This is a genomic window from Nocardia sp. NPDC051833, assembly GCF_040681225.1.
In the GTDB taxonomy this organism is placed as follows: domain Bacteria; phylum Actinomycetota; class Actinomycetes; order Mycobacteriales; family Mycobacteriaceae; genus Nocardia.
The window spans coordinates 2,694,698-2,714,155 of record NZ_JBFAYK010000001.1 but is presented as its reverse complement, the minus strand read 5'-3'; the positions used below and the strand labels follow the sequence as shown (position 1 = coordinate 2,714,155).

Annotated in this window: 15 protein-coding genes; 6 read left to right on the top strand and 9 right to left on the bottom strand. The window is 69.4% G+C overall.

The features are described 5' to 3' along the window. Positions 1-7: 7 nt before the first annotated feature. The 3 genes from AB0L91_RS12265 to AB0L91_RS12255 are packed head-to-tail and all read left to right on the top strand — an operon-like array spanning position 8 to position 1,687. Positions 8-304, top strand: coding sequence for a hypothetical protein (locus tag AB0L91_RS12265; protein WP_365009417.1), 297 nt, complete (start codon positions 8-10; stop codon positions 302-304). 35 nt (positions 305-339) lie between these two features. Next, positions 340-1,026, top strand: a complete 687-nt coding sequence (locus AB0L91_RS12260) for a hypothetical protein (RefSeq protein WP_365009416.1) — start codon at positions 340-342, stop codon at positions 1,024-1,026. A gap of 37 nt (positions 1,027-1,063) precedes the next feature. Further along, positions 1,064-1,687 (top strand): histidine phosphatase family protein, encoded by a 624-nt coding sequence (locus AB0L91_RS12255; RefSeq protein WP_365009413.1) that lies wholly within the window; start codon positions 1,064-1,066, stop codon positions 1,685-1,687. Positions 1,688-1,741: 54 nt separating this feature from the next. On the opposite strand, the gene AB0L91_RS12250 is transcribed toward AB0L91_RS12255, so the two are convergent. The 8 genes from AB0L91_RS12250 to gltB form a co-directional block, all read right to left on the bottom strand. Then, positions 1,742-2,641: a cutinase family protein gene (locus AB0L91_RS12250; RefSeq protein ID WP_365009410.1), complete on the bottom strand. Its 900-nt coding sequence runs from the start codon at positions 2,639-2,641 to the stop codon at positions 1,742-1,744. 251 nt (positions 2,642-2,892) lie between these two features. Then, complete coding sequence (locus tag AB0L91_RS12245) at positions 2,893-3,264, bottom strand: hypothetical protein (RefSeq protein ID WP_365009407.1); 372 nt, start codon at positions 3,262-3,264, stop codon at positions 2,893-2,895. 10 nt (positions 3,265-3,274) lie between these two features. Beyond that, positions 3,275-3,730 carry a roadblock/LC7 domain-containing protein gene (locus AB0L91_RS12240; RefSeq protein ID WP_355283800.1) on the bottom strand — a complete coding sequence of 152 codons (456 nt, stop codon included), beginning with the start codon at positions 3,728-3,730 and terminating at the stop codon, positions 3,275-3,277. Then, positions 3,727-4,734: a hypothetical protein gene (locus AB0L91_RS12235; protein ID WP_355283802.1), complete on the bottom strand. Its 1,008-nt coding sequence runs from the start codon at positions 4,732-4,734 to the stop codon at positions 3,727-3,729. Before AB0L91_RS12235 ends, AB0L91_RS12240 begins: the two co-directional genes overlap by 4 nt. Further along, on the bottom strand, positions 4,731-5,060 hold the full coding sequence (locus AB0L91_RS12230) for a hypothetical protein (protein ID WP_365009405.1): 330 nt from the start codon (positions 5,058-5,060) through the stop codon (positions 4,731-4,733). Before AB0L91_RS12230 ends, AB0L91_RS12235 begins: the two co-directional genes overlap by 4 nt. A gap of 344 nt (positions 5,061-5,404) precedes the next feature. Then, positions 5,405-6,010 (bottom strand): tetratricopeptide repeat protein, encoded by a 606-nt coding sequence (locus tag AB0L91_RS12225; RefSeq protein ID WP_365009402.1) that lies wholly within the window; start codon positions 6,008-6,010, stop codon positions 5,405-5,407. A 286-nt stretch (positions 6,011-6,296) separates the two neighbouring features. Further along, the gene (locus AB0L91_RS12220) at positions 6,297-7,766 is read right to left on the bottom strand and encodes a glutamate synthase subunit beta (protein ID WP_365009399.1); all 1,470 of its coding nucleotides are present in this window, start codon (positions 7,764-7,766) and stop codon (positions 6,297-6,299) included. Then, complete coding sequence (gene gltB, locus AB0L91_RS12215; RefSeq protein WP_365009396.1) at positions 7,759-12,411, bottom strand: glutamate synthase large subunit; 4,653 nt, start codon at positions 12,409-12,411, stop codon at positions 7,759-7,761. The genes AB0L91_RS12220 and gltB overlap by 8 nt, the downstream gene beginning before the upstream one ends. 948 nt (positions 12,412-13,359) lie before the next feature. Between gltB and AB0L91_RS12210 the strand changes: the two genes are divergently transcribed. Beyond that, positions 13,360-15,198, top strand: a complete 1,839-nt coding sequence (locus tag AB0L91_RS12210) for a DUF4407 domain-containing protein (RefSeq protein WP_365009393.1) — start codon at positions 13,360-13,362, stop codon at positions 15,196-15,198. A 163-nt stretch (positions 15,199-15,361) separates the two neighbouring features. On the opposite strand, the gene AB0L91_RS12205 is transcribed toward AB0L91_RS12210, so the two are convergent. Then, positions 15,362-16,879, bottom strand: a complete 1,518-nt coding sequence (locus tag AB0L91_RS12205; protein WP_365009390.1) for an MFS transporter — start codon at positions 16,877-16,879, stop codon at positions 15,362-15,364. A gap of 81 nt (positions 16,880-16,960) precedes the next feature. Here AB0L91_RS12205 and AB0L91_RS12200 point away from each other — a divergent pair, with 81 nt between their 5' ends. Beyond that, positions 16,961-17,506 (top strand): TetR/AcrR family transcriptional regulator, encoded by a 546-nt coding sequence (locus tag AB0L91_RS12200; protein WP_365009388.1) that lies wholly within the window; start codon positions 16,961-16,963, stop codon positions 17,504-17,506. A gap of 176 nt (positions 17,507-17,682) precedes the next feature. Continuing rightward, entirely contained in the window at positions 17,683-19,287 is a 1,605-nt protein-coding gene (locus tag AB0L91_RS12195; RefSeq protein WP_365009387.1) for an adenylate/guanylate cyclase domain-containing protein, read from the top strand. Positions 19,288-19,458: the final 171 nt, after the last annotated feature.

Genomic DNA, 19,458 nt, shown 5'->3' with positions numbered 1-19,458 from the left:
GGAACACATGTATCTGGATCTGCTGACCACGGCCGCCCTCGTCGACCCGCACATGCTCACGAGCAGCTTCGACACCCTGGCGAGTTCGGACACGGTCAACACCGCGCTGGAGCTGGCGGCCAAGAAGAAAAAGAAGAGCAGCTCCGGCCTGATCATCGGCGGTATCTGCTGCCTGCTGATCGTCGTGCTCATCATCGGTGGCATCTTCCTGCTCAAGAACAAGAAGAAGGACAACGGCCAGCCGCCCGCCCAGCCGCCCTACGGCGGTCCCCAGGGTGGTCAGCCGCCGTACGGTCAGCCCTGACCTGATCGAGGGACTCGCGGCGATATCCTCGCCCGATGACGAGGCATCCCCGCGAGTCCTCGAACGAACGCCTGCTCGCCCACGGGCTGTCCGCGACCGGTGTCGCCGGCCTGTTCCTGCTGCTGCGGCTGTTCGCCGTCACCGATTACGACTGGAACGCCGCGTTCTCGCTGCTCGGCACGCTGGGGATCGGTGATGTCGCCGCGATGGTGGTCGGCACGCTGATGGCCAGCCCGCTGCTCGGCGGAATCGCGCTGTCGGTGCTGCTGCCGGAGGCGGTGATCCATCAGATCCGGCTCGGCAGGCCGAGCTGGACCAACGCGGGCAATCTGACCTGGCTGGTCGTGATCGCCCTGTTCACCGGCGCGCTGGTGTGGACCTACCGGGTGTGGTGGGTGCTGATCGTCGCCGGTGTCCTCGCACTGGTGCTGTTCGGGCTGTTGCGGGCGGGCAAGCGGAATCCCCAGGGCGCGAAGTTCGCGCACTGGTTCGTCGGCAGTTCCACGCTGATCGTCACCGGCGCCGCCCTGATCCTGGCCGCGACCGTCCAGGTGCCGTGGGTCTCCCGCGAGCACATCGAGACGAAGACCGGCCTCGTCGACGGCTATGTGATGGAGAATCCGCCCGGCTTCCTGAAGGTGTTGCGCCAGGACGGCAGGGAGATCGTCATCATCGACACCGCCGATGTGACCGGTCGTACGGAGATCGACCCGGAGCCGTGAGACCGTCCGGCCCGGCGATACGGCAGAGTGTGTGAGCGTGCAGCTCATTCTCGTGCGTCACGCCCAGCCCGAACGCGTCGTCGGGGCCACCACCGCCGCCGATCCCGGCCTGACCGACATCGGCGGGCAGCAGGCCGACCGCGTTCCCGCCGCGCTCGCCGCGCACGAGATCGCCCGGATCGTCAGCAGTCCGCAGCGGCGGGCCAGCGACACCGCCGCCCCCACCGCGGCCGCGCGCGAACTGCCCGTCGACATCATCGACGACCTCGCCGAGTACGACCGGGACCTGCCCGCCTACATCCCCATCGAAGACGCCAAGACCGACTTCGCCGAGGCCTACGCCCGGATCAAGGCGGGTCTGCTACCAGAGCAGATCGACGGTCCGGCCTTCATCGCCCGCGTCCTCACCGCGATCGACGGCCTGGTCGCCGCCGCGGCCCCGACCGACACCGTCGTCGCCTTCGCGCACGGCGGCGTCGTCAATGTCCTGCTGGCCGACATCCTCGGCCTGGACCGCCCGCTGACCTTCCCGATCGACTACTGCTCGGTGACCCGGATCCTGTACTCGCGCACCGGCTCCCGCACCGCCGCGACGATCAACGAGAACGGCCACGTCTGGGACCTGCTGCCGCGCAACCTCGCGAGTCCCGCCTCCCCGTGAACGGCCGAGGGCCCGGTGTCGGTCATCCGACACCGGGCCCTCGGGGGCGTTCGCTCAGGCCTGCTGGGCGATCCAGTTGTGCATCCAGGTGATGGCGGTCTGGCCGCCGCCCACCGGGTAGCTGCCGTAGAGGGTGTGGGCCTGCGAGCGGTAGAAGCGCTCCAGGTCCTTGGCGCGCTGCTGGTTGGCCGCGTCGGAGAGCTGCGCCTGCAGGGTCGGGACGCCGCCGTGGGCCATCAGGTCGTTGACGATGGCGCCCGCCTCGATCTGGTAGCGCCACAGGTTGGCCGGGTTGGCGTCGGAGCTCTGCGCGAGGAAGCCGGCGAAGCGGGTGACGAAGTCGTCGGTGGCGGTGGCGCAGTACAGATCGTCGACGGCGCAGATGGTGCGCACGCGGTCGCTGATCCAGCCGAAGCCACCGGGCCGCGCGCCACCGGCGCCCGCGCCGGCGGCGATCGGGCCGATCTGCACGTCGGTCGGCGAGCGGCGCGGATCGGAGATCAGGCCGACGGCCTTGACCTTGCCGGGCGCGATCGGGCTGACGGCGGTGCCGATCTCGGCGGCGAGGTCGCCCGCGGCGTCGGCGCCCTGGCTGTAGCCGACCAGCGCGATATCGGTGTCACCGCACGCGGCGAGCTTGGCGGTGATCAGTCCGCGCGCGGCGTCGACCGCCTGCTTCTTGGACTGACCGTAGACATCGCCCTCCCACGGGAAAGCGGTGGCGGCGTAGGTGACGTAGTCGACGTCGGTGTTCCGGGGTAGCCCGTTGGTGACGCCGGCGAGCATGCCGGGGCCAGGAGCCTTGTCGTGCCCCGTTTCCCAGGTGCCCGGGATCGCGACGACATAGAGACTCGGGCAGCCGGGCGCCGCCGCGGCACTCGTACTGCCGACCATGATGCCGGTGGTCATCGCCGCGGCAGCACCCAGCGCCGCGACAACTTTCTTCAACTGCATACCGCTCCAGTTCACCTTTGCTCGATGCAGAGCAAACCCCGATAAGTCGCTGTCGAGATCCTGGAATCGGCCGATGGCCACGCTGCGCCTCACCCAGACCTCGCCGCGAATCACAATAGGCGGACGAGCCCGCTGATGCCACACGACGACTCGCGCATGTCCGATTTCCGACAGTCGACATCGCCGCAGGGTGCGCGGGATGTCGGCGGCCACTTCGAGTCGCCGACATGTTCATCCGCCGTTGGGGTGACTCACACCTCCAGGTCTTCCTCGATGCCCTTGAGGCGGTGGCGGGCCAGCGCCAGGTTGGACCGGCCGCGATCGAGCGCGAGGTAGAGGAACAGGCCCTTGGACTTGCGGCCGGTCATCGGGCGGATGACGTGGTACTGGCTGCCGAGGGTGATGAGCACGTCCTCGATGTCCTCGTTGATGCCGAGCTGCTCGATGGTGCGCATCTTCGCGCGGACCACCTCGGTGTTGCCCGCCGCGGCGATCTGCAGATCCAGCGCCTTGCTGCTGCTGAGCATTCCGAGCGCCATCCCGCTGCTGTAGTCGACGACCGCGGCGCCTATCGCACCGTCGATCACCATCATGTCCTTCAGTGCCAGGTCCATATTCGACATGTCGTGCCTTTCAATCGGTTTCTTCCTTGGATTGCGCCGCCGCCAGATGTTCGGCGATGGCGCGCGCCACCGGCCGCGACTCCAGGTGGAGCCGGCCGACGTTCACTTCCGGGCCCGCGAGCACGGTCAGCGAGGTGTAGCCGGCGGCGTAGATCACCACCTGCCCCTCGGTGCCGAGCACGACGACCTCGTTGAACCCACCGCCGTGCGCCGTGGTCGCCAGGCGATACGACAGCGACAGCTGCGCGGCCGCCATCGCGGCCATGCCGGTGGGTTCGATGTGCGGGGGTAGGTCGTGTTCGATCAGCAGCCCGTCGCTGGAAGCCACCACCGAACCGGTCAGGCGGGGGACGCGCTCCCGCAACGACTTCAGTTCGGCCAGTACGGCCGTGTTCCGTTCGGGCACCGGCATCGCCACCTTCGTCCTTCCCCTCCATTCACCGAGCAGTTTCTTCCGCACGGTCACGCAAGCTCCTCCAACGCCGCCCTGAGCCGGATGAGTACTTCGCGGTCGACCTGTCGCCAGCGCTCGGGTTCGTACGGTGCCGCGCCGGTTCGGTTTCCGCGGTACCGGGCGGGCGCGGTCGCTTCCTCGTCGACCGCGTGCCGACCGGTTCGCTCGCCCGTCCCCGCGTGCACCGGCCGGGGCGGGCGAGCCGTTCCCACGCCGCCGCCGAGCGCGGGCGGGACCCGCTTCGGTAGCGCGGGCACGCCTGTGCTCGGCACCTCGGGTGCCGAATGCCGGTGGCGCCCGGTGTCTTCGACGGGTGCGGGCGCGAGCGCGAGGTGCCGTCCGGCAGGCGGCGCGGCGACGGGCTCGGGCGCCATGGCCTGCTCCGCCGCCGCGCGGTCGGGTTCCTGGATCAGCCCCGCGGTGGTGAGGTCGCGCACCGCGACCAGGCAGCCGTAGGTGGTGCGGCCGAGGTCGCGGGCGATCTCGGCGATGCTGCGCCGCTCGTCGGCGGCGGCCAGCACCTCGGCCTGGCCGCCGGTGAGCACCACCCGATGCCGGCGGACCCGGCGCGCGGGGATCACCGGAACCGCGGCGACCAGGTCGGCGGGCCACGGGCCCCACTCCGAAGCACTGCGCCGGGCGCATTCGTGCAGCAGCGTGTGCGGCGCCACCCGGCAGACGGGGGCGAGCCAATGTTCGGGCGTCGGCCGGAATTCCGGCTCGGCCGCCGAGGCGAGCAGGAAGAAGGCGGCGTCGAAGACCGACAGCAGCGCCAGGGTTTCCAGCCGGGGCCGATGCAGTAACGGGCCGGGATCGCCCGCGCCCGCCCGGCGCCAGTCCTCGGCGGTCGCCACGCCCGCCTCGACCACCAGCCGGTCCAGGCCGATCGTGCGCCTGCACCCGGCCGAGGCGATCGCGCCGCGCGCCAGATGGAATTCCCCGTCCCCGGCCCGCAATACCCCGGTCGAACCCTGTTCCTCGTGCCGGTGCAATTCCTCGGCGAGGGCCAAGCTCATCGATCGCCGCCCGTCAATTCCTCGAGCGCGCCGCGCAGCTGATACCGGGCCATACCGAGATTGCCGGCGTCACCGCCGAAGACGACGTGCACGAAAAGCCTGCCGTCGAAATCACCCTCGATCAGGTGCAACAGGTGGAAGCCGTCGGTGCGGCAGACGACGATCTCGGTGATGTCGTCGTCCGGGCGCCCGGTCGCCAGCGCCGAACAGCCGAGCGCGGCCCGCACCACATCCGTGGTGCCCGCCGCATCCTCGTGTTCGTCGACGATGTCGTGCACTCCAGCGGCGGCAATCGCCAACCCGCTGGCCCCATCCACCAGTGTCACGCTGCACGCACCGGGAATATCCATGATGCGCTTCAGGCAGCCGTCGAGAGAATTCACACGCCCCGGCCTGTCATCGAGAGGTTATCGGAACGTGACGTTATACCTCCCCGCAAATTCCCGCACGCCGAACGCCGGAAAATTGCTGTGGCCCATAATGTTTGCTGAGGTTTGCTGGAAAACCGCTCGGTATCAATACTTTTGGGTAACTTGATTTCGATTCGCTGCCGAGCCGATAAACCCGGTGCTCAACCGCTGTTTACGCACCGGCGATCCTCTCGCGAACATCACGAAAAGAACGCGACGAAGCCACGGACCGCGGAGGTGGTCCGCCGGAAGGGAGCTACTCAGCCCGCGGCGCGCCGATACCAGGACTCGGCCTCGCGGTGCGCGCCCTGGGATTCCAGGAGCGCGGCGAGGTTGGCCATGGCGCGCGGGTGACCGAGATCGGCGGCGCGGCGGAAGCAGCGGCGGGCCTCGGTGAGGGCACCGCGGTGCCGCAGCAGGATGCCGAGATTGTTGACGGCGTCGATGTCACCGTTGTCGGCGGCGTCGCGATACCAGGCCTCGGCGTCGTCGAGGCGGTCCTGGTCCTCGCACAGGCGGGCGAGGTTGTACATCGCGTCCACATTGCCCGCGAAAGCGGCATGGTGGTACCAGGTTTCGGCACCCCGGCGGTCACCGCACTGGTAGAGCAGGGTGGCCAGGTTGTACATGGCGTTGACGTTGCCGGCGGCGGCGGCCCTGCGGTACCACGACTCGGCCTCGTCGAACTCCCCGAGCTTGTCCAGCAGGACGGCCAGATTGTTCATCGCCCTGGTGTGCCCGGCGGCGGCCGCCCGGCGGAACCAGTGCTCGGCGGCGTCGAAATCGCTGTGGTCGTAGTAGATGTTGGCGAGGTTGTGCATGGCGGTACCGTCTCCGCGCTCGGCGGCGCGATGCAGACTCGCCATCGTTCCCGGCGGTAACGGCACTTCTCCCCCTCGGGTCATCACCGGTTACACATCGATAACGGAAAGTCTATGTGCTGCACCGGAGATCAGCCACGTCGTTTGCTTCGGCACCGAAAACATTGTGCGCGTGCCGTGTTCAGACCCCTACGCACGCCTTTCGACGGCCCCGCCCCGGCCGGTGCAGAACCGGAAGACGCTACCAGAGCTGCCCGGATAGCGAAATAGCCTGCGACACAACGACAAAGCGCCCGTGGACCGAGGTCCACGGGCGCTTCGAAGTAGCTGATCAGCGCTGGGCGACAGCCGTCGGCGGGATCGGCGCGGGCAGCGCGGTCTCGCCTTCCAGGAACTTGTCCACCGCCGAGGCCGCGGCGCGGCCCTCGGCGATCGCCCACACGATGAGCGACTGACCACGGCCCATATCACCGGCGACGAAGACGCCGGGGATGTTGGTGGCCCAGTTCTTGTCCCGCTGCACGTTGCCACGGCCGTCGTAACCGACGCCCAGGTCGGTCAGCAGGCCCGGCTTCTGCGGGCCGACGAATCCCATGGCCAGCAGCACCAGGTCGGCCTCGAGGGTGAAGTCGGTGCCTTCGACCTTCTCGAACCGGCCGTTGGCCATCTTGACCTCGTGCGCCTCGAGCCCGGTGACCTTGCCGTCCTTGCCGACGAAACGCTCGGTGTTCACGGAGAACACGCGCTCGCCGCCCTCCTCGTGCGCCGAGGACACCCGGTACATGAGCGGGTAGGTCGGCCACGGGGTGGAACCGGCGCGCTCCTCCGGCGGACGCGGCATGATCTCGAACTGGTGGACGCTCTCGGCGCCGTGCCGGTGCGAGGTGCCGAGGCAGTCGGCGCCGGTGTCGCCACCACCGATGATGACGACCTTCTTGCCCTTCGCGTGGATGGGCGGCAGGCCGTTCTCGTCGGTGATGTCGTCGCCGAGCTGGACGCGGTTGGCCAGCGGCAGGAACTCCATCGCCTGATGGATGCCGTCGAGCTCACGGCCCGGGATCGGCAGGTCGCGGGCGATGGTCGCGCCACCGGCCAGCACGATCGCGTCGAAACGCTCACGCAGCTGCTCGGCGGTGATGTCCACGCCGACGTTCACGCCCGCCTTGAAGATGGTGCCTTCGGCCTCCATCTGGGCGAGGCGACGGTCGATGACCGACTTCTCCATCTTGAATTCCGGGATGCCGTAGCGCATCAGGCCGCCGATGCGGTCGTCGCGCTCGAACACGGTCACGGTGTGACCGGCCCGGGTGAGCTGCTGGGCGGCGGCCAGGCCGGCCGGGCCCGAACCGACGACGGCGATCTTCTTGCCGGTCAGGCGGGTCGGGTACACCGGGGTGACCCAGCCCTCGTCGAAGGCGTTCTCGATGAGCTCGACCTCGACCTGCTTGATGGTGACCGGCTGCTGGTTGATGCCGAGCACGCAGGACGCCTCACACGGAGCCGGGCACAGGCGGCCGGTGAACTCCGGGAAGTTGTTGGTGGCGTGCAGGCGGTCGATGCCCTCGCGCCAGGCACCCTTGTACACCAGGTCGTTCCACTCGGGGATCAGGTTCCCCAGCGGACAGCCGTTGTGACAGAACGGGATACCACAGTCCATGCAGCGGCTGGCCTGCTTCTGCAGGGAGTCGTGCGAGAACTTGTCCTCGTAGACCTCTTTCCAGTCGAGCAGTCGCAGCTCGACCGGGCGCCGGGTGGGAAGTTCCCGAGAGGTGTGCTTCAAAAATCCCTGAGGATCAGCCACGAGCGGCCTCCATAATCGCCTCGTCCACGTCCTTGCCGCTCTTCTCAGCTTCGGAGATGGCGAGCAAAACCTTCTTGTATTCGCGGGGCATGACCTTCACGAAGTGGTTCACCTGCTGGGACCAATCGCTCAGGATGCGTTCGGCCACAGCCGAACCCGTTTCGTCGCGGTGGGTGGTGATGATGTCGCGCAGCCAGGTGAAGTCGTCACCGGAGAGCTGCTCGATCGCCTCCGCCTGATCCGGGCTCACGCGCGCGGGCAGCGTGCCCTCCGGGTCGTAGACGAACGCGACACCACCGGACATACCGGCGCCGAGGTTGCGGCCGGTGCCACCGAGGATCACCACGCGGCCACCGGTCATGTACTCGAGCGCGTGGTCGCCCACACCCTCGACGACCGCGGTGGCGCCGGAGTTACGGACGGCGAACCGCTCGCCCGCCACACCGTTGATCAGGATCCGGCCGCTGGTCGCGCCGAACATGATCACGTTGCCCGCGATGATGTTGTTCTCGGCGACGAAGCCCTCCGGTGCGGTGAGCGACGGGCGGACCACGATGTGACCACCGGACAGACCCTTGCCGACGTAGTCGTTGGCGTCACCCTGCACGCGCAGCGTGATGCCGGCCGGGACGAACGCGCCGAAGCTGTTGCCCGCCGAACCGTTGAAGGTGATGTCGATGGTGTTGTCGGGCAGGCCCGCGCCACCGTAGAGCTTGGTCACCTCGTGGCCGAGCATGGTGCCGACCGTGCGGTTCACGTTGGTGATCTTGGTTTCGATCTGGACCGCCTGGCCACGCTCGAGCGCGTCGGCGCTCTGCGCGATCAGCTCGTTGTCCAGCGCCTTGTCCAGACCGTGGTCCTGGGTGCCGGTGCAGCGGGTGTTCTGGTTCATGAACGCCGTCTCCGGCATGTCCAGAATCGGCGACAGGTCCAGCTTGGCGGCCTTGAAGTGCGCCTTGGCCTTGCTGGTGTCGAGCAGGTCGACCCGGCCGATGGCCTCGTCGAGCGTGCGGAAGCCCAGCTCGGCGAGCAGCTCACGCACCTCCTCGGCGATGAACAGCATGAAGTTCTCGACGAACTCCGGCTTGCCGGAGAAGCGCTCGCGCAGCACCGGGTTCTGGGTCGCGATGCCGACCGGGCAGGTGTCGAGGTGGCACACGCGCATCATGATGCAGCCCGAGACGACCAGCGGAGCGGTCGCGAAACCGAACTCCTCGGCGCCGAGCAGGGCGGCGATCATCACGTCGCGGCCGGTCTTCATCTGACCGTCGACCTGGACCACGATGCGGTCGCGCAGGCCGTTGAGCAGCAGGGTCTGCTGGGTCTCGGCCAGGCCGAGCTCCCAGGGGCCACCCGCGTGCTTGAGCGAGGTCAGCGGCGAGGCGCCGGTGCCGCCGTCGTGGCCCGAGATGAGCACGACGTCGGCGTGCGCCTTGGACACGCCGGTGGCGACGGTGCCGACACCCGGCTCCGCGACGAGTTTCACGTGAATCCGCGCCTGCGGGTTCGCGTTCTTCAGGTCGTGGATCAGCTGCGCCAGGTCCTCGATCGAGTAGATGTCGTGGTGCGGCGGCGGGGAGATCAGGCCGACGCCCGGCGTGGAGTGCCGCACCTCGGCGACCCACGGGTACACCTTGTGCGCGGGCAGCTGGCCGCCCTCGCCCGGCTTGGCGCCCTGGGCCATCTTGATCTGGATGTCGGTGGCGTTGGTCAGGTAGTGCGCGGTGACGCCGAAGCGACCGGACGCGACCTGCTTGATCGCCGAACGACGCCAGTCGCCGTTCTCCTCGACCTCGAAGCGGGCCGGGCTCTCGCCGCCCTCACCGGAGTTCGAGCGGGCGCCAAGGCGGTTCATCGCGATCGCCAGGGTCTCGTGCGACTCGGCCGAGATGGAGCCGTAGCTCATCGCGCCGGTCGAGAACCGCTTGACGATCTCGGCGGCCGACTCGACCTCGTCGATCGAGATGGACTCGCGCTGACCGGTCTTGAACTTGAACAGGCCACGCAGCGCGGCCAGCCGCTCGGACTGATCGTCGACCAGCTTGGTGTACTCCTTGAAGATCGAGTACTGACCGCTGCGGGTCGCGTGCTGCAGCTTGAACACCGTGTCCGGGTTGAACAGGTGGTACTCGCCCTCACGACGCCACTGGTACTCGCCGCCGACCTCGAGCTCGCGGTGCGCGCGCTCGTTGCGGTTCTCCAGGAACGCGGTGCGGTGGCGGATGGCCACCTCTTCGGCGATCTCGTCCAGGCCGATGCCGCCCAGCGGGGAGCGCAGGCCGGTGAAGTACTCGTCGACCAGGTCCTGCGCCAGGCCGATGACCTGGTACAGCTGGGCGCCGTTGTAGGAGGCGAGGGTGGAGATGCCCATCTTGGACATCACCTTGAGCACGCCGTTGCTGGCCGCGGTGCAGTAGTTCGCGACGGCCTTGCGGTAGTCGGCGGCCAGGTCACCGGTCGAGCCGGGGATCTGCAGCGAGCCACGCTCGAGCATGTCCTCGATGGTCTCGAAGGCCATGTACGGGTTGATCGCGGCCGCGCCGAAGCCGACCAGCATCGCCATGTGGTGCACCTCGCGGGCGTCACCGGCCTCGACGACCAGGCCGACCATGGTGCGGGTGCGCTCGCGCACCAGGTGGTGGTGCACCGAGGAGGTGAGCAGCAGCGACGGGATCGGCGCCAGCTTCTCGTTGGACTCGCGGTCGGACAGCACGATGATCCGCGCGCCGCCGTCGATGGCCGCCGACACCTGGGTGTTGATCGCGGCCAGCGCTAGTCGCATGCCCTCGCCGCCCTCGGCGACCGGGTACAGGCCGCGCACGACCACCGAGCGCAGCTCGGCGTGGCTGCCGTCGTCGTTGATGTGGACCAGCTTGGACAGCTCGTCGTTGTCGAGGATCGGCTGCTCGAGCGCGATCTGCTTGCACGATTCCGGGCCGGGGTGCAGCAGGTCGGCCTCGGGGCCGATGTTGCGCTTGAGGCTGGTGACGACCTTCTCCCGGATGGCGTCCAGCGGCGGGTTGGTGACCTGCGCGAACAGCTGGGAGAAGTAGTCGAACAGCAGGCGCGACCGGTTCGACAGCACCGCGATCGGGGTGTCGGTACCCATCGAGCCCAGTGCCTCGCCGCCGGTCTTGGCCATCGGCGTGATCAGCAGGTTCAGGTCCTCGGTGGTGTAGCCGAAGATCTGCTGACGGATCAGCACGCGGTCGTGCGACATGTGCACGTGCGGGCGGTCGGGCAGGTCGGCCAGGCGGCTCACGCCGGCGTCGAGCCACTCCTGGTACGGCTGCGCGGCGGCCAGCTCGGACTTGAGCTCGTCGTCGGTGACGATGCGGCCCGCCTCGGTGTCGACCAGGAACATCTTGCCCGGCTGCAGGCGGATCTTCTGGACCACGGTGGAGGGGTCGATGTCGAGGACGCCGACCTCGGAGGCGAGCACGACCAGGCCGTCCTCGGTCACCCAGATGCGACCGGGGCGCAGGCCGTTGCGGTCGAGCACGGCGCCGATCTTCTTGCCGTCGGAGAAGCAGACGGCGGCGGGGCCGTCCCAGGGCTCCATCAGCATGGAGTGGTACTCGTAGAACGCCCGCCGCTGCGGGTCCATGTTCTCGTTGCGTTCCCAGGCCTCGGGAATCATCATCAGAATCGCGTGGTGCAAGTCACGGCCACCGAGGTGCAGCAGTTCCAGCACCTCGTCGAAGCGCGCGGTGTCACTCGCACCCGGCGTACAGACGGGGAAGATCTTCTGCAGGCGGTTCTTGCCCGCCTCGTCCTTGCCGAACACGTCCGAACGCAGCAGCGCCTCACGCGCGCGCATCCAGTTCTCGTTACCGGTGACGGTGTTGATCTCACCGTTGTGGGCGACCCGGCGGAACGGGTGCGCCAGCGGCCACGAGGGGAAGGTGTTGGTGGAGAAGCGCGAGTGCACGATGCCGATGGCCGACTCGACGCGCTCGTCCTGCAGGTCCAGGTAGAACGCGCGCAGCTGCGGCGTGGTGAACATGCCCTTGTAGATGAAGGTCTCGCCGGACAGGCTCGGGAAGTACACCGATTCCTTGCCGACGGAGCCCTCGCCGGAGCCGGACTTGCCGAGCTCGTGCTCGATCCGCTTGCGGATCACGTAGGCGCGACGCTCCAGATCCAGGCCGGAGAGCTGCTCGGCCGAGTTCTTGGGCGAGCCGATGAACAGCTGCCGGAAGGTCGGCATCGCGTCGCGGGCCAGCGCGCCGAGCGAGGACTCCTCGATCGGCACCTCGCGCCAGCCGAGCACCGCGAGGCCCTCTTCGACGACGATCTTCTCGACACCGTAGGCGGCACGCGATGCCTCGCGGCGGGACTGCGGCAGGAAGGCGATACCGGAGGCGTAGGAGCCGACCGGAGGCAACTCGAAGTCGACGACCGCGCGGAAGAACTTGTCCGGAAGCTGGATCAGGATGCCCGCGCCGTCGCCGGAGTTCGGCTCGGCACCGGCGGCACCGCGGTGCTCCAGGTTCAGCAGGGCCGTGATGGCCTTGTCGACGATGTCTCGACTGCGTCGTCCGTGCATGTCGGCGACGAACGCGACGCCGCAGGCGTCGTGCTCGAATGCCGGATCGTAGAGCCCGGTGACACCGGGTGACCTGTGGCCAGGAAGTTGCGTCATGCCTCTGCCTTCAAGAAAGTCGGCTGTCGATGAATCGGCCGCCCGTTGAGTTGGGCCCTTCGTCGTTTCGCCTCCGTCAAGACTGCGTCCGTACGATCCGAAACCAGCGGCGATGATGGTTTGCGGCGTGCAGTCACGTCTCCAGTTGTCCACCCGCTTCGTTGACGTAGTGGGTGCTCAGAGGTAACGGAACGCTTACACATCCCTTACCTCCGTGCGGGGTTCACCCGCTAGTCTTGGCCCGGTTTCACCGGACCCCGAAACAGGTGGTTGTGCCGAACAGGGGTGCGTTCGGCGTAAGAGCAAACGATAAGTCAGACCGCAGACCCAACCAACTAAGGTCGTGCTAAGAAACCTGTCTAGCTGGGGTTTGTAACGGCGGCATGCTTCGTCGCGCGCGTCGTCCAGTGTAAAGCAGAGCGGGGGCCGGATCGATCCCGAACAACCCGCGCCGACCTGCGCGAACACCGTGGCGGAGCAGGTCCGAAACACTTGTTGGCACCGGGCCGAAAGCTGAACTCACCTGCACCGCAGCAGAATTCCCAGACAATGCGCAGGTCAAACCTGCGCGCTCCGCTAACCGGGACAGAACCGGTGAGATATTTCCGACAGCGGCTCCGACGTGGCCTCGCAGCCATCCGACCGTACGGTCTGTATCACGATTGTGCGACACAGCACACTGCTGGCTAATTCTGGAACAGTGGCGTTCGCCACAAAGGGGCCTCTACCAACCGGTAGGTACGGATCGCCGGGGTCGACACGCCGAGGTGGCCTGGGCATGTGACCTACACCGCCGGCTCGCGACGATGCCGGGGCCCTACTACTGTGAGGCTGACCACAAGGGGGTCCTCGACACTCGGTGTGTCGGGTCGCTGCCTGTCACGCTGACACAACGAATCCATGACAGTTTCGCCATGCCCAGTGGAGCGCACGACCCGGGAGAACCCAATGACCGGCACACTCACCTGGCTCGGCGGAGGCCTCGCCTCGCCCCGGCGCCGGGATTCCGAAACGGGCTCCGACCTGGCCTACAACCATGAACAGGGCGGCTACGTCGTCACCGGTGCCGCCGTGCTGTTGTTCGCCGCGGTCGCGGGCATCGTCACCGCCGCCGCCCTCGCCGCCGCCGACGGGATCGGCGCGTTCGCCGTCGTCGCGCTCGCGCTGGTCGTCACCGTGGCCGCCGCCGCGCTCGGGCGCGCGCTGGCCACCACCCGGCCCGGCGCCGCCGACCGGGTCGGCACCGCCGCGCGGATCGGCGTCGGCGTGCTGGCCGGCGTGCTCGTCGCCGAGCTGGCCTCGACCGTGCTGCTGGGCGGCACCGTGGACCGGGAGCTGGACGTGCGGGCGCAGGCGAGCGCCGAGAACGCGCCGGTCGTCGTCGCCGCGCGGACCGAATTCGACCAGGCGAGCGCCGATCGCGCCGCGCTGGACGTGAGCATCGCCAAAGCACAGGCCGATATCGACCGCGCGCTGGTCATCGCCCGGTGCGAGTACAACCCGACGCCGGAGTGCCCGCAGACCAGGATCACCGGCGTCCCCGGCCGCGGTCCCGAGGCCCAGACCGCCAACGACATGCTCGACGACTCCCGGAAACAGCTCGCCGCCGCGCAAGCCCGCACCGACCAGCTCGACCAGCGGGTCAGCACCGAGACCGCCGAGCTGGCCGCCGCCCGCGCCACCGCGTTCGCCGAGGCCGACCGTGGGCTCGGCGCCCGCTGGCTGGCCATGAACGGCTACACCACCGACCACGCCGGGGCCGGCGCGCTGCGCGTGCTCATCCTGCTGGCCGGTGTCCTGCTCGCCCTGCTTCCCCTGCTGCTGCGCTGGTGGCGGGGGGAGACCTCGCTGGACCGCCGGGTCGATGCCGAAGAGGTCGCCGACCGGGCCCAGCGCGAGGCCGACGCCGCGATCGCGGTGAAGCGGGCCGAGGTGCGCACCGAGGCGGCCGCCCTGCGCGCCGACCACGAACTCACCTCGGCGCGCCTGGCGATCGAGGCCGACACCGTCATCGATCGGGAACGTCAGCGCACCAGGATCATCGCCGCCATCGGCGGTTTCGAGCTCGGGATCACCGAGCCGCATCGAAAGGACGACTCCGTGGCTCTGGAGCCGAACGTCTCCCAGCAGCAGCTGCCCGCCGGGTACCTGCCCAACGCGCTGCCCGCGGGCGCGCCGCAGGCCGGTGCGCTGGTCCCCGCCCAGCCGGTGGTCGCCGCCGCCGCGCCCGCGCAGGCGCCGACCGGGGGCGGCGGACTCGAGCTGCCGATCATCGGCACCGTGCCGTTCACCGACACCGCCGCCCGCTGGATCCGTCCGCTGGTGCCCTCGTTCGTCGCCAACGCGATCGACTCGGCCACGCACCCGCTGCGCACCGCGCGGCAGGCGTTCGAGGAGGTCGAGGAGGTCACCTTCACGCTGCGCCGCAGCCGCAAGGTCACCGTCGACACCCAGGACTCGCAGGCGCAGCAGCAGCAGATGATGGTGCCGCCCGGCTACCAGCTGCCGGGTCAGCCCGCGCAGGGGTACCTGCCCGCGGGCTACCCGCAACAGGCTGCGCCGCAGTACAACCCGTACGCCCAGCAGATCGCCTCGACCGTTGTCGACGCGCCGTCGACCCGGTACCACCCGGACCCGCGCCAGTACCAGGCCGCGCCGACCTACACCGCGCTGCCCGCCGGTCAGGGCAACACGCTGCCGACCGCCGACGGCTACGGCGAGCTCCCCGGCGGCAACGCCAACGAGCTCCCCGGCGGCGGTCAGCGTCAGCTGCCGCCCGCCCGCTGATCCACGGGTCAGCGACGAGGGCATCGCCGAAGTCGGCGCCGGTTCGCTCGGCTGGGCAGTCGCGGCCGTCCGACCGACCCCGCCGCCATCGACGACGCGGCCGAGGCGATCCGGCGAAGGCAAGCCGCCGTGGGGCCGGATCGGCACCGGCCCCACGGCGTACTCACGCGCGGGTGTTCTTCGTGCGCACCGCGCTGTAGGCGGCGAACAGCAGCACCGCGACGATGCCGAGCACCGTCAGGTGGATACCGCTGACGAACGCCTGGTGCGCGGAGGACAGGAACTCCTGCGCCACCGTCGCCGGGAGCTCACGGGCGACCTCGACCGCGCCGCTGAGCGAACCGGACGCCGTCGCCACCGCGTCGTCCGGCAGCAGTGACAGGTCGAGGCCACGGCGGAAGATCGCCATCACGGTGCTGCCCAGCAGGGCGACGCCGAGCGCGAGACCGGTCTCGTAGGCGGTCTCCGAGATCGCCGCCGCCGCACCGGCACGCTCCGCCGGGGCCGAGCCGACGACCAGGTCGGCGGCCACCGTCATGGCCACACCGGCGCCGAGGCCGATGCCGACGAAACCGAGCACGAACGCCTCGGCGCCGCTGACCACGTCGACCAGCAGGAAGGCCGCCGTGCCGAGCGCGGTCGTCACCAGCGCACCGGCCAGCACGACCGCGGCGCGCCAGCGCCGCACCAGCCAGGCCGCCGCGAGCGAGCCGAACACGCTGGCCGCGAGGCCGGGCAGCATCAGCAGACCCGCCTCCAGCGGCGAGCGACCGAGCACCAGCTGCAGGTACTGCGAGCCGAAGAACAGCACACCGGCCAGCGCGAACACCGCGAGCAGGTTGGTGAACACCGCGACCCGGAACCGGGGCAGCGCGAACAGCCGCAGGTCCAGCATCGGATCGGCCAGGCGACGCTGCCTGCGCACGAACAGCACGCCCGCGAGCACACCGGCCAGGCCGACCAGCAGCGCGCCCACCGTCGGGCCGTGCGCGGCGGTTTCCTTCACCGCGTAGACCACCGGGACCAGCGCCAGCATCGACAGCACCGCGCTGAGCCCGTCGAACCGGCCCGGATTCGGGTCCCGCGATTCGGGGATGAGCAGTGGCGCGAGCGCCAGCAGCACCAGCATGACCGGCAGGTTCACCAGGAACACCGAGCCCCACCAGAAGTGCTCGAGCAGCCAGCCGCCGACCAGCGGACCGGCCGCGGCGCCACCGCCGGCCATCGCGCTCCACACGCCGATCGCCAGGGTGCGCTGCCGCGCGTCCTGGAACATCGAGCGGATCAGGCCGAGCGTGGCGGGCATCAGCGTGGCACCGGCGACACCCTGCAGCACGCGGGCCGCGATGAGCATCTCGGGCGAGACCGCCCAGGCGGCCAACGCCGAGGCGATGCCGAAGCCGACGGCGCCGATCAGCAGCAGCCTGCGCCTGCCGATCCGGTCGCCGAGGTTGCCCATCACGACCAGCAGGCCGGCGAGCACGAAGGAGTAGACGTCGATGATCCAGAGCAGCTGCGGTGTGCTCGGTGCCAGGTCGGCGCTGATCGCGGGCACGGCCAGGTCGAGCACGGTGGCGTCCACGGCGAGCAGCAGCAGGGCGAGAGCCAGCACACCGAGGCCGGCCCACTCGCGCGCGGTGGCGCGCGGCGGGGCCGTGGCGGTGGTGACGGGGGTGTTCATCGGTTTCTCGACTTTCTGAGTTGGTAAACCGTCCAGACGGTATAGTAACAGAGAAACCGTCCAGACGGTACAGTGATTGCCGTGAGCCCCGGCACCCGCGATCGCATCCTCGACGCCCTGGAGACCCTGCTGCTCGAGCGCGGCGCGGCCCAGATGACCCTCGACAACGTCGCCGCCGCGGCGGGCGTGTCCAAGGGCGGGCTGCTGTATCACTTCCGGAGCAAGGACGCCCTGCTCGTCGGCTTGGTCGAACGACTCGGTGAACGCGCCCACACCCAGCTCGCGGAGGTGCGGGCGGGCGGCACCCCGGCCGCCGAGTGGTACCTGCAGACACCCGACCCCACCGCCGAGGCCGACGCCGTCGAACTCGCGCTGTACCGCTCACTGCTGGCGACCATGCGCACCATCGACGCCTCGGCGGGCAGCGAGCCCGACGAGGTGCAGACCGCCCTCGACGGCGTGATGACGGCCTGGTCGGACGGCCTCGACGAGGAGGTGGACGACCCCGTCCGCGCCGACACCATCCGCCTGGTCGGCGACGGGGTCTACCTGCGCGCCCTGCTCGGCCTGCCGCAGCTCGACCCCGCCCGCTACCGCGCCGTCGTCGACCGGCTACTCGAGCGCTGAGTACACATTTTCAGTGGACATATGTACTCCGAAACGAAATCGGCGGGCGCGGAACGCACACGATGCCGTATCGCGGCGGAAAACAGACCACTGACTGGTCATATAGCCAAGACCATCAGCCAGTGACCTGGGCTACACATTGTCGCGGTGCCCGATACTCGGTTTACAGTGCGTGAGTGATCCACAGCAACGGACCGAAGCGCGCGGCGCCGTGGGGCTCACCGCTGCTCGGTCCGGTCGAGGAGAAGTCGTCCATCCGGCGGGTCCGCGTGCAACTGCTGCTGACCGTGCCGTTGCTCGTGGCCAACCTGATCGGCATCACGATGATCGTGGTGCTCGCCGGCTTCGTGCTGCCCGGCCCGACCGTCTTCACCAGGCAACTGCTGCTGATCAACGCCGTCTTCACGCCGCTGTGCGCCGTCGTCGCGCTGGCGGTGGGCACCGTGTGGGGCACCCTCGCCGGCCTGCGCACCATGCGCTGGGCCACCGACCCCGACCACGTACCGACCCCACCCGAGCAGCGCGTCGCGGTCTCGGCGCCGCGCTGGATGGTGTTGCAGCAGGCGGTGCTGTGGACGCTGGCACTGGTCACGCTGACGATCGTCTATGGCGTGGTCGATCCGGCGCTGATCCCCAAGGTGGTGCTGTCCATCGGCGCGGCGGGCATTGTGGTGTGCGCCAACAGCTATCTGATCGTGGAATTCGCGCTGCGGCCGGTGACCGCGCGGGTGCTCCAGGCCGACCCGCACCGCCGCCGCGGCATCGGCGTGTTCGGCCGGACCATGCTGTCGTGGCTGGTCGGCGTCGGTATCCCGGTGGCGCTGTCGATGATCGTCGCGGTGTGGGCGCTGGCCGATCCCGCGGTGAGCAAGGCCAGGCTGGCGGTCTGCGTGCTCAGTCTCGGCGGTTCGGCGCTGCTGTTCGGGATGCTGCTGATGGCCCAGGTCGTCGCGGCGACGGTCGCCCCGATCAAGGGGGTGCGTCAGGCGCTGCGCCGGGTGGAGGACGGCGATCTCGACACCGAGGTCACCCTCTACGACGGCACCGAACTCGGTGACCTGCAGAGCGGTTTCAACCGGATGGTGCACGGCCTGCGTGAGCGCGCGCTGATCGAAGACCTGTTCGGCAAGCACGTCGGCCACGATGTCGCGATGGCCGCGATCGCCTCCCAGCCGGTGCTCGGCGGTACCGAGACCGAGGCCGCCGCCCTGTTCATCGACATCATCGGCTCGACCACCATGGCCGCCACCCGGCCCGCCCCCGAGATCGTCGGCATCCTCAACCGCTTCTTCGACATCGTCGTCGACGAGGTGGAGCGGCACGGCGGCCTGCTCAACAAGTTCGAGGGCGACGCCGCCCTCGCCGTCTTCGGCACCCCCGCTCCCCTGCCGGACCTGGCCGGCTCGGCCCTGTCCTGCGGCCGCGCCATCCAGCGCAGGCTGCGCGACGCCTCCGACCTCGACGCGGGCATCGGCGTCGCCGCGGGCCGGGTCGTCGCGGGCAATGTCGGCACCCACAACCGCTACGAATTCACCGTCATCGGCGACGCCGTCAACGAGGCGGCCCGCCTGTGCGAGCTGTCCAAGAACTACGACGAACGCCTCCTCAGCTCGGCCACCACCCTCGCCCGCGCCGCCGACTCCGAAACCGCCCACTGGAACCTGGGCGACACCGTCACCCTCCGCGGCCGACTGACCCCCACGCAACTGGCCGTCCCCAAGCTTTCGGCGCACACCCCGGACCCGACGACTGTGACCGCCCAGTCGACCGAGTTGCACTGAGTCGGCCCGAACAGCGACTGTCCGCCTTCCCAACCCCGCACGCCCCGACCTCGAGGAGGGGCAGGCCGACGCAGTCGGCCGTCGCGGCCGTCCCGCCGATCAGGCGCCGTGGCGTACGCGACGAAGGAGCAAGCCACGGTGCCGGGAGGGGGGGGCGCGGGGGGGCGGCGC

Bases quoted from the DNA above. Each gene is read 5' to 3' on its own strand.
- AB0L91_RS12265 (WP_365009417.1), top strand. From the start codon at position 8: ATGTATCTGGATCTGCTGACCACGGCCGCCCTCGTCGACCCGCACATG.
- AB0L91_RS12260 (WP_365009416.1), top strand. From the start codon at position 340: ATGACGAGGCATCCCCGCGAGTCCTCGAACGAACGCCTGCTCGCCCAC.
- AB0L91_RS12250 (WP_365009410.1), bottom strand. From the start codon at position 2,641: ATGCAGTTGAAGAAAGTTGTCGCGGCGCTGGGTGCTGCCGCGGCGATG.
- AB0L91_RS12245 (WP_365009407.1), bottom strand. From the start codon at position 3,264: ATGTCGAATATGGACCTGGCACTGAAGGACATGATGGTGATCGACGGT.
- AB0L91_RS12235 (WP_355283802.1), bottom strand. From the start codon at position 4,734: ATGAGCTTGGCCCTCGCCGAGGAATTGCACCGGCACGAGGAACAGGGT.
- AB0L91_RS12225 (WP_365009402.1), bottom strand. From the start codon at position 6,010: ATGGCGAGTCTGCATCGCGCCGCCGAGCGCGGAGACGGTACCGCCATG.
- gltB (WP_365009396.1), bottom strand. From the start codon at position 12,411: ATGACGCAACTTCCTGGCCACAGGTCACCCGGTGTCACCGGGCTCTAC.
- AB0L91_RS12210 (WP_365009393.1), top strand. From the start codon at position 13,360: ATGACCGGCACACTCACCTGGCTCGGCGGAGGCCTCGCCTCGCCCCGG.
- AB0L91_RS12205 (WP_365009390.1), bottom strand. From the start codon at position 16,879: ATGAACACCCCCGTCACCACCGCCACGGCCCCGCCGCGCGCCACCGCG.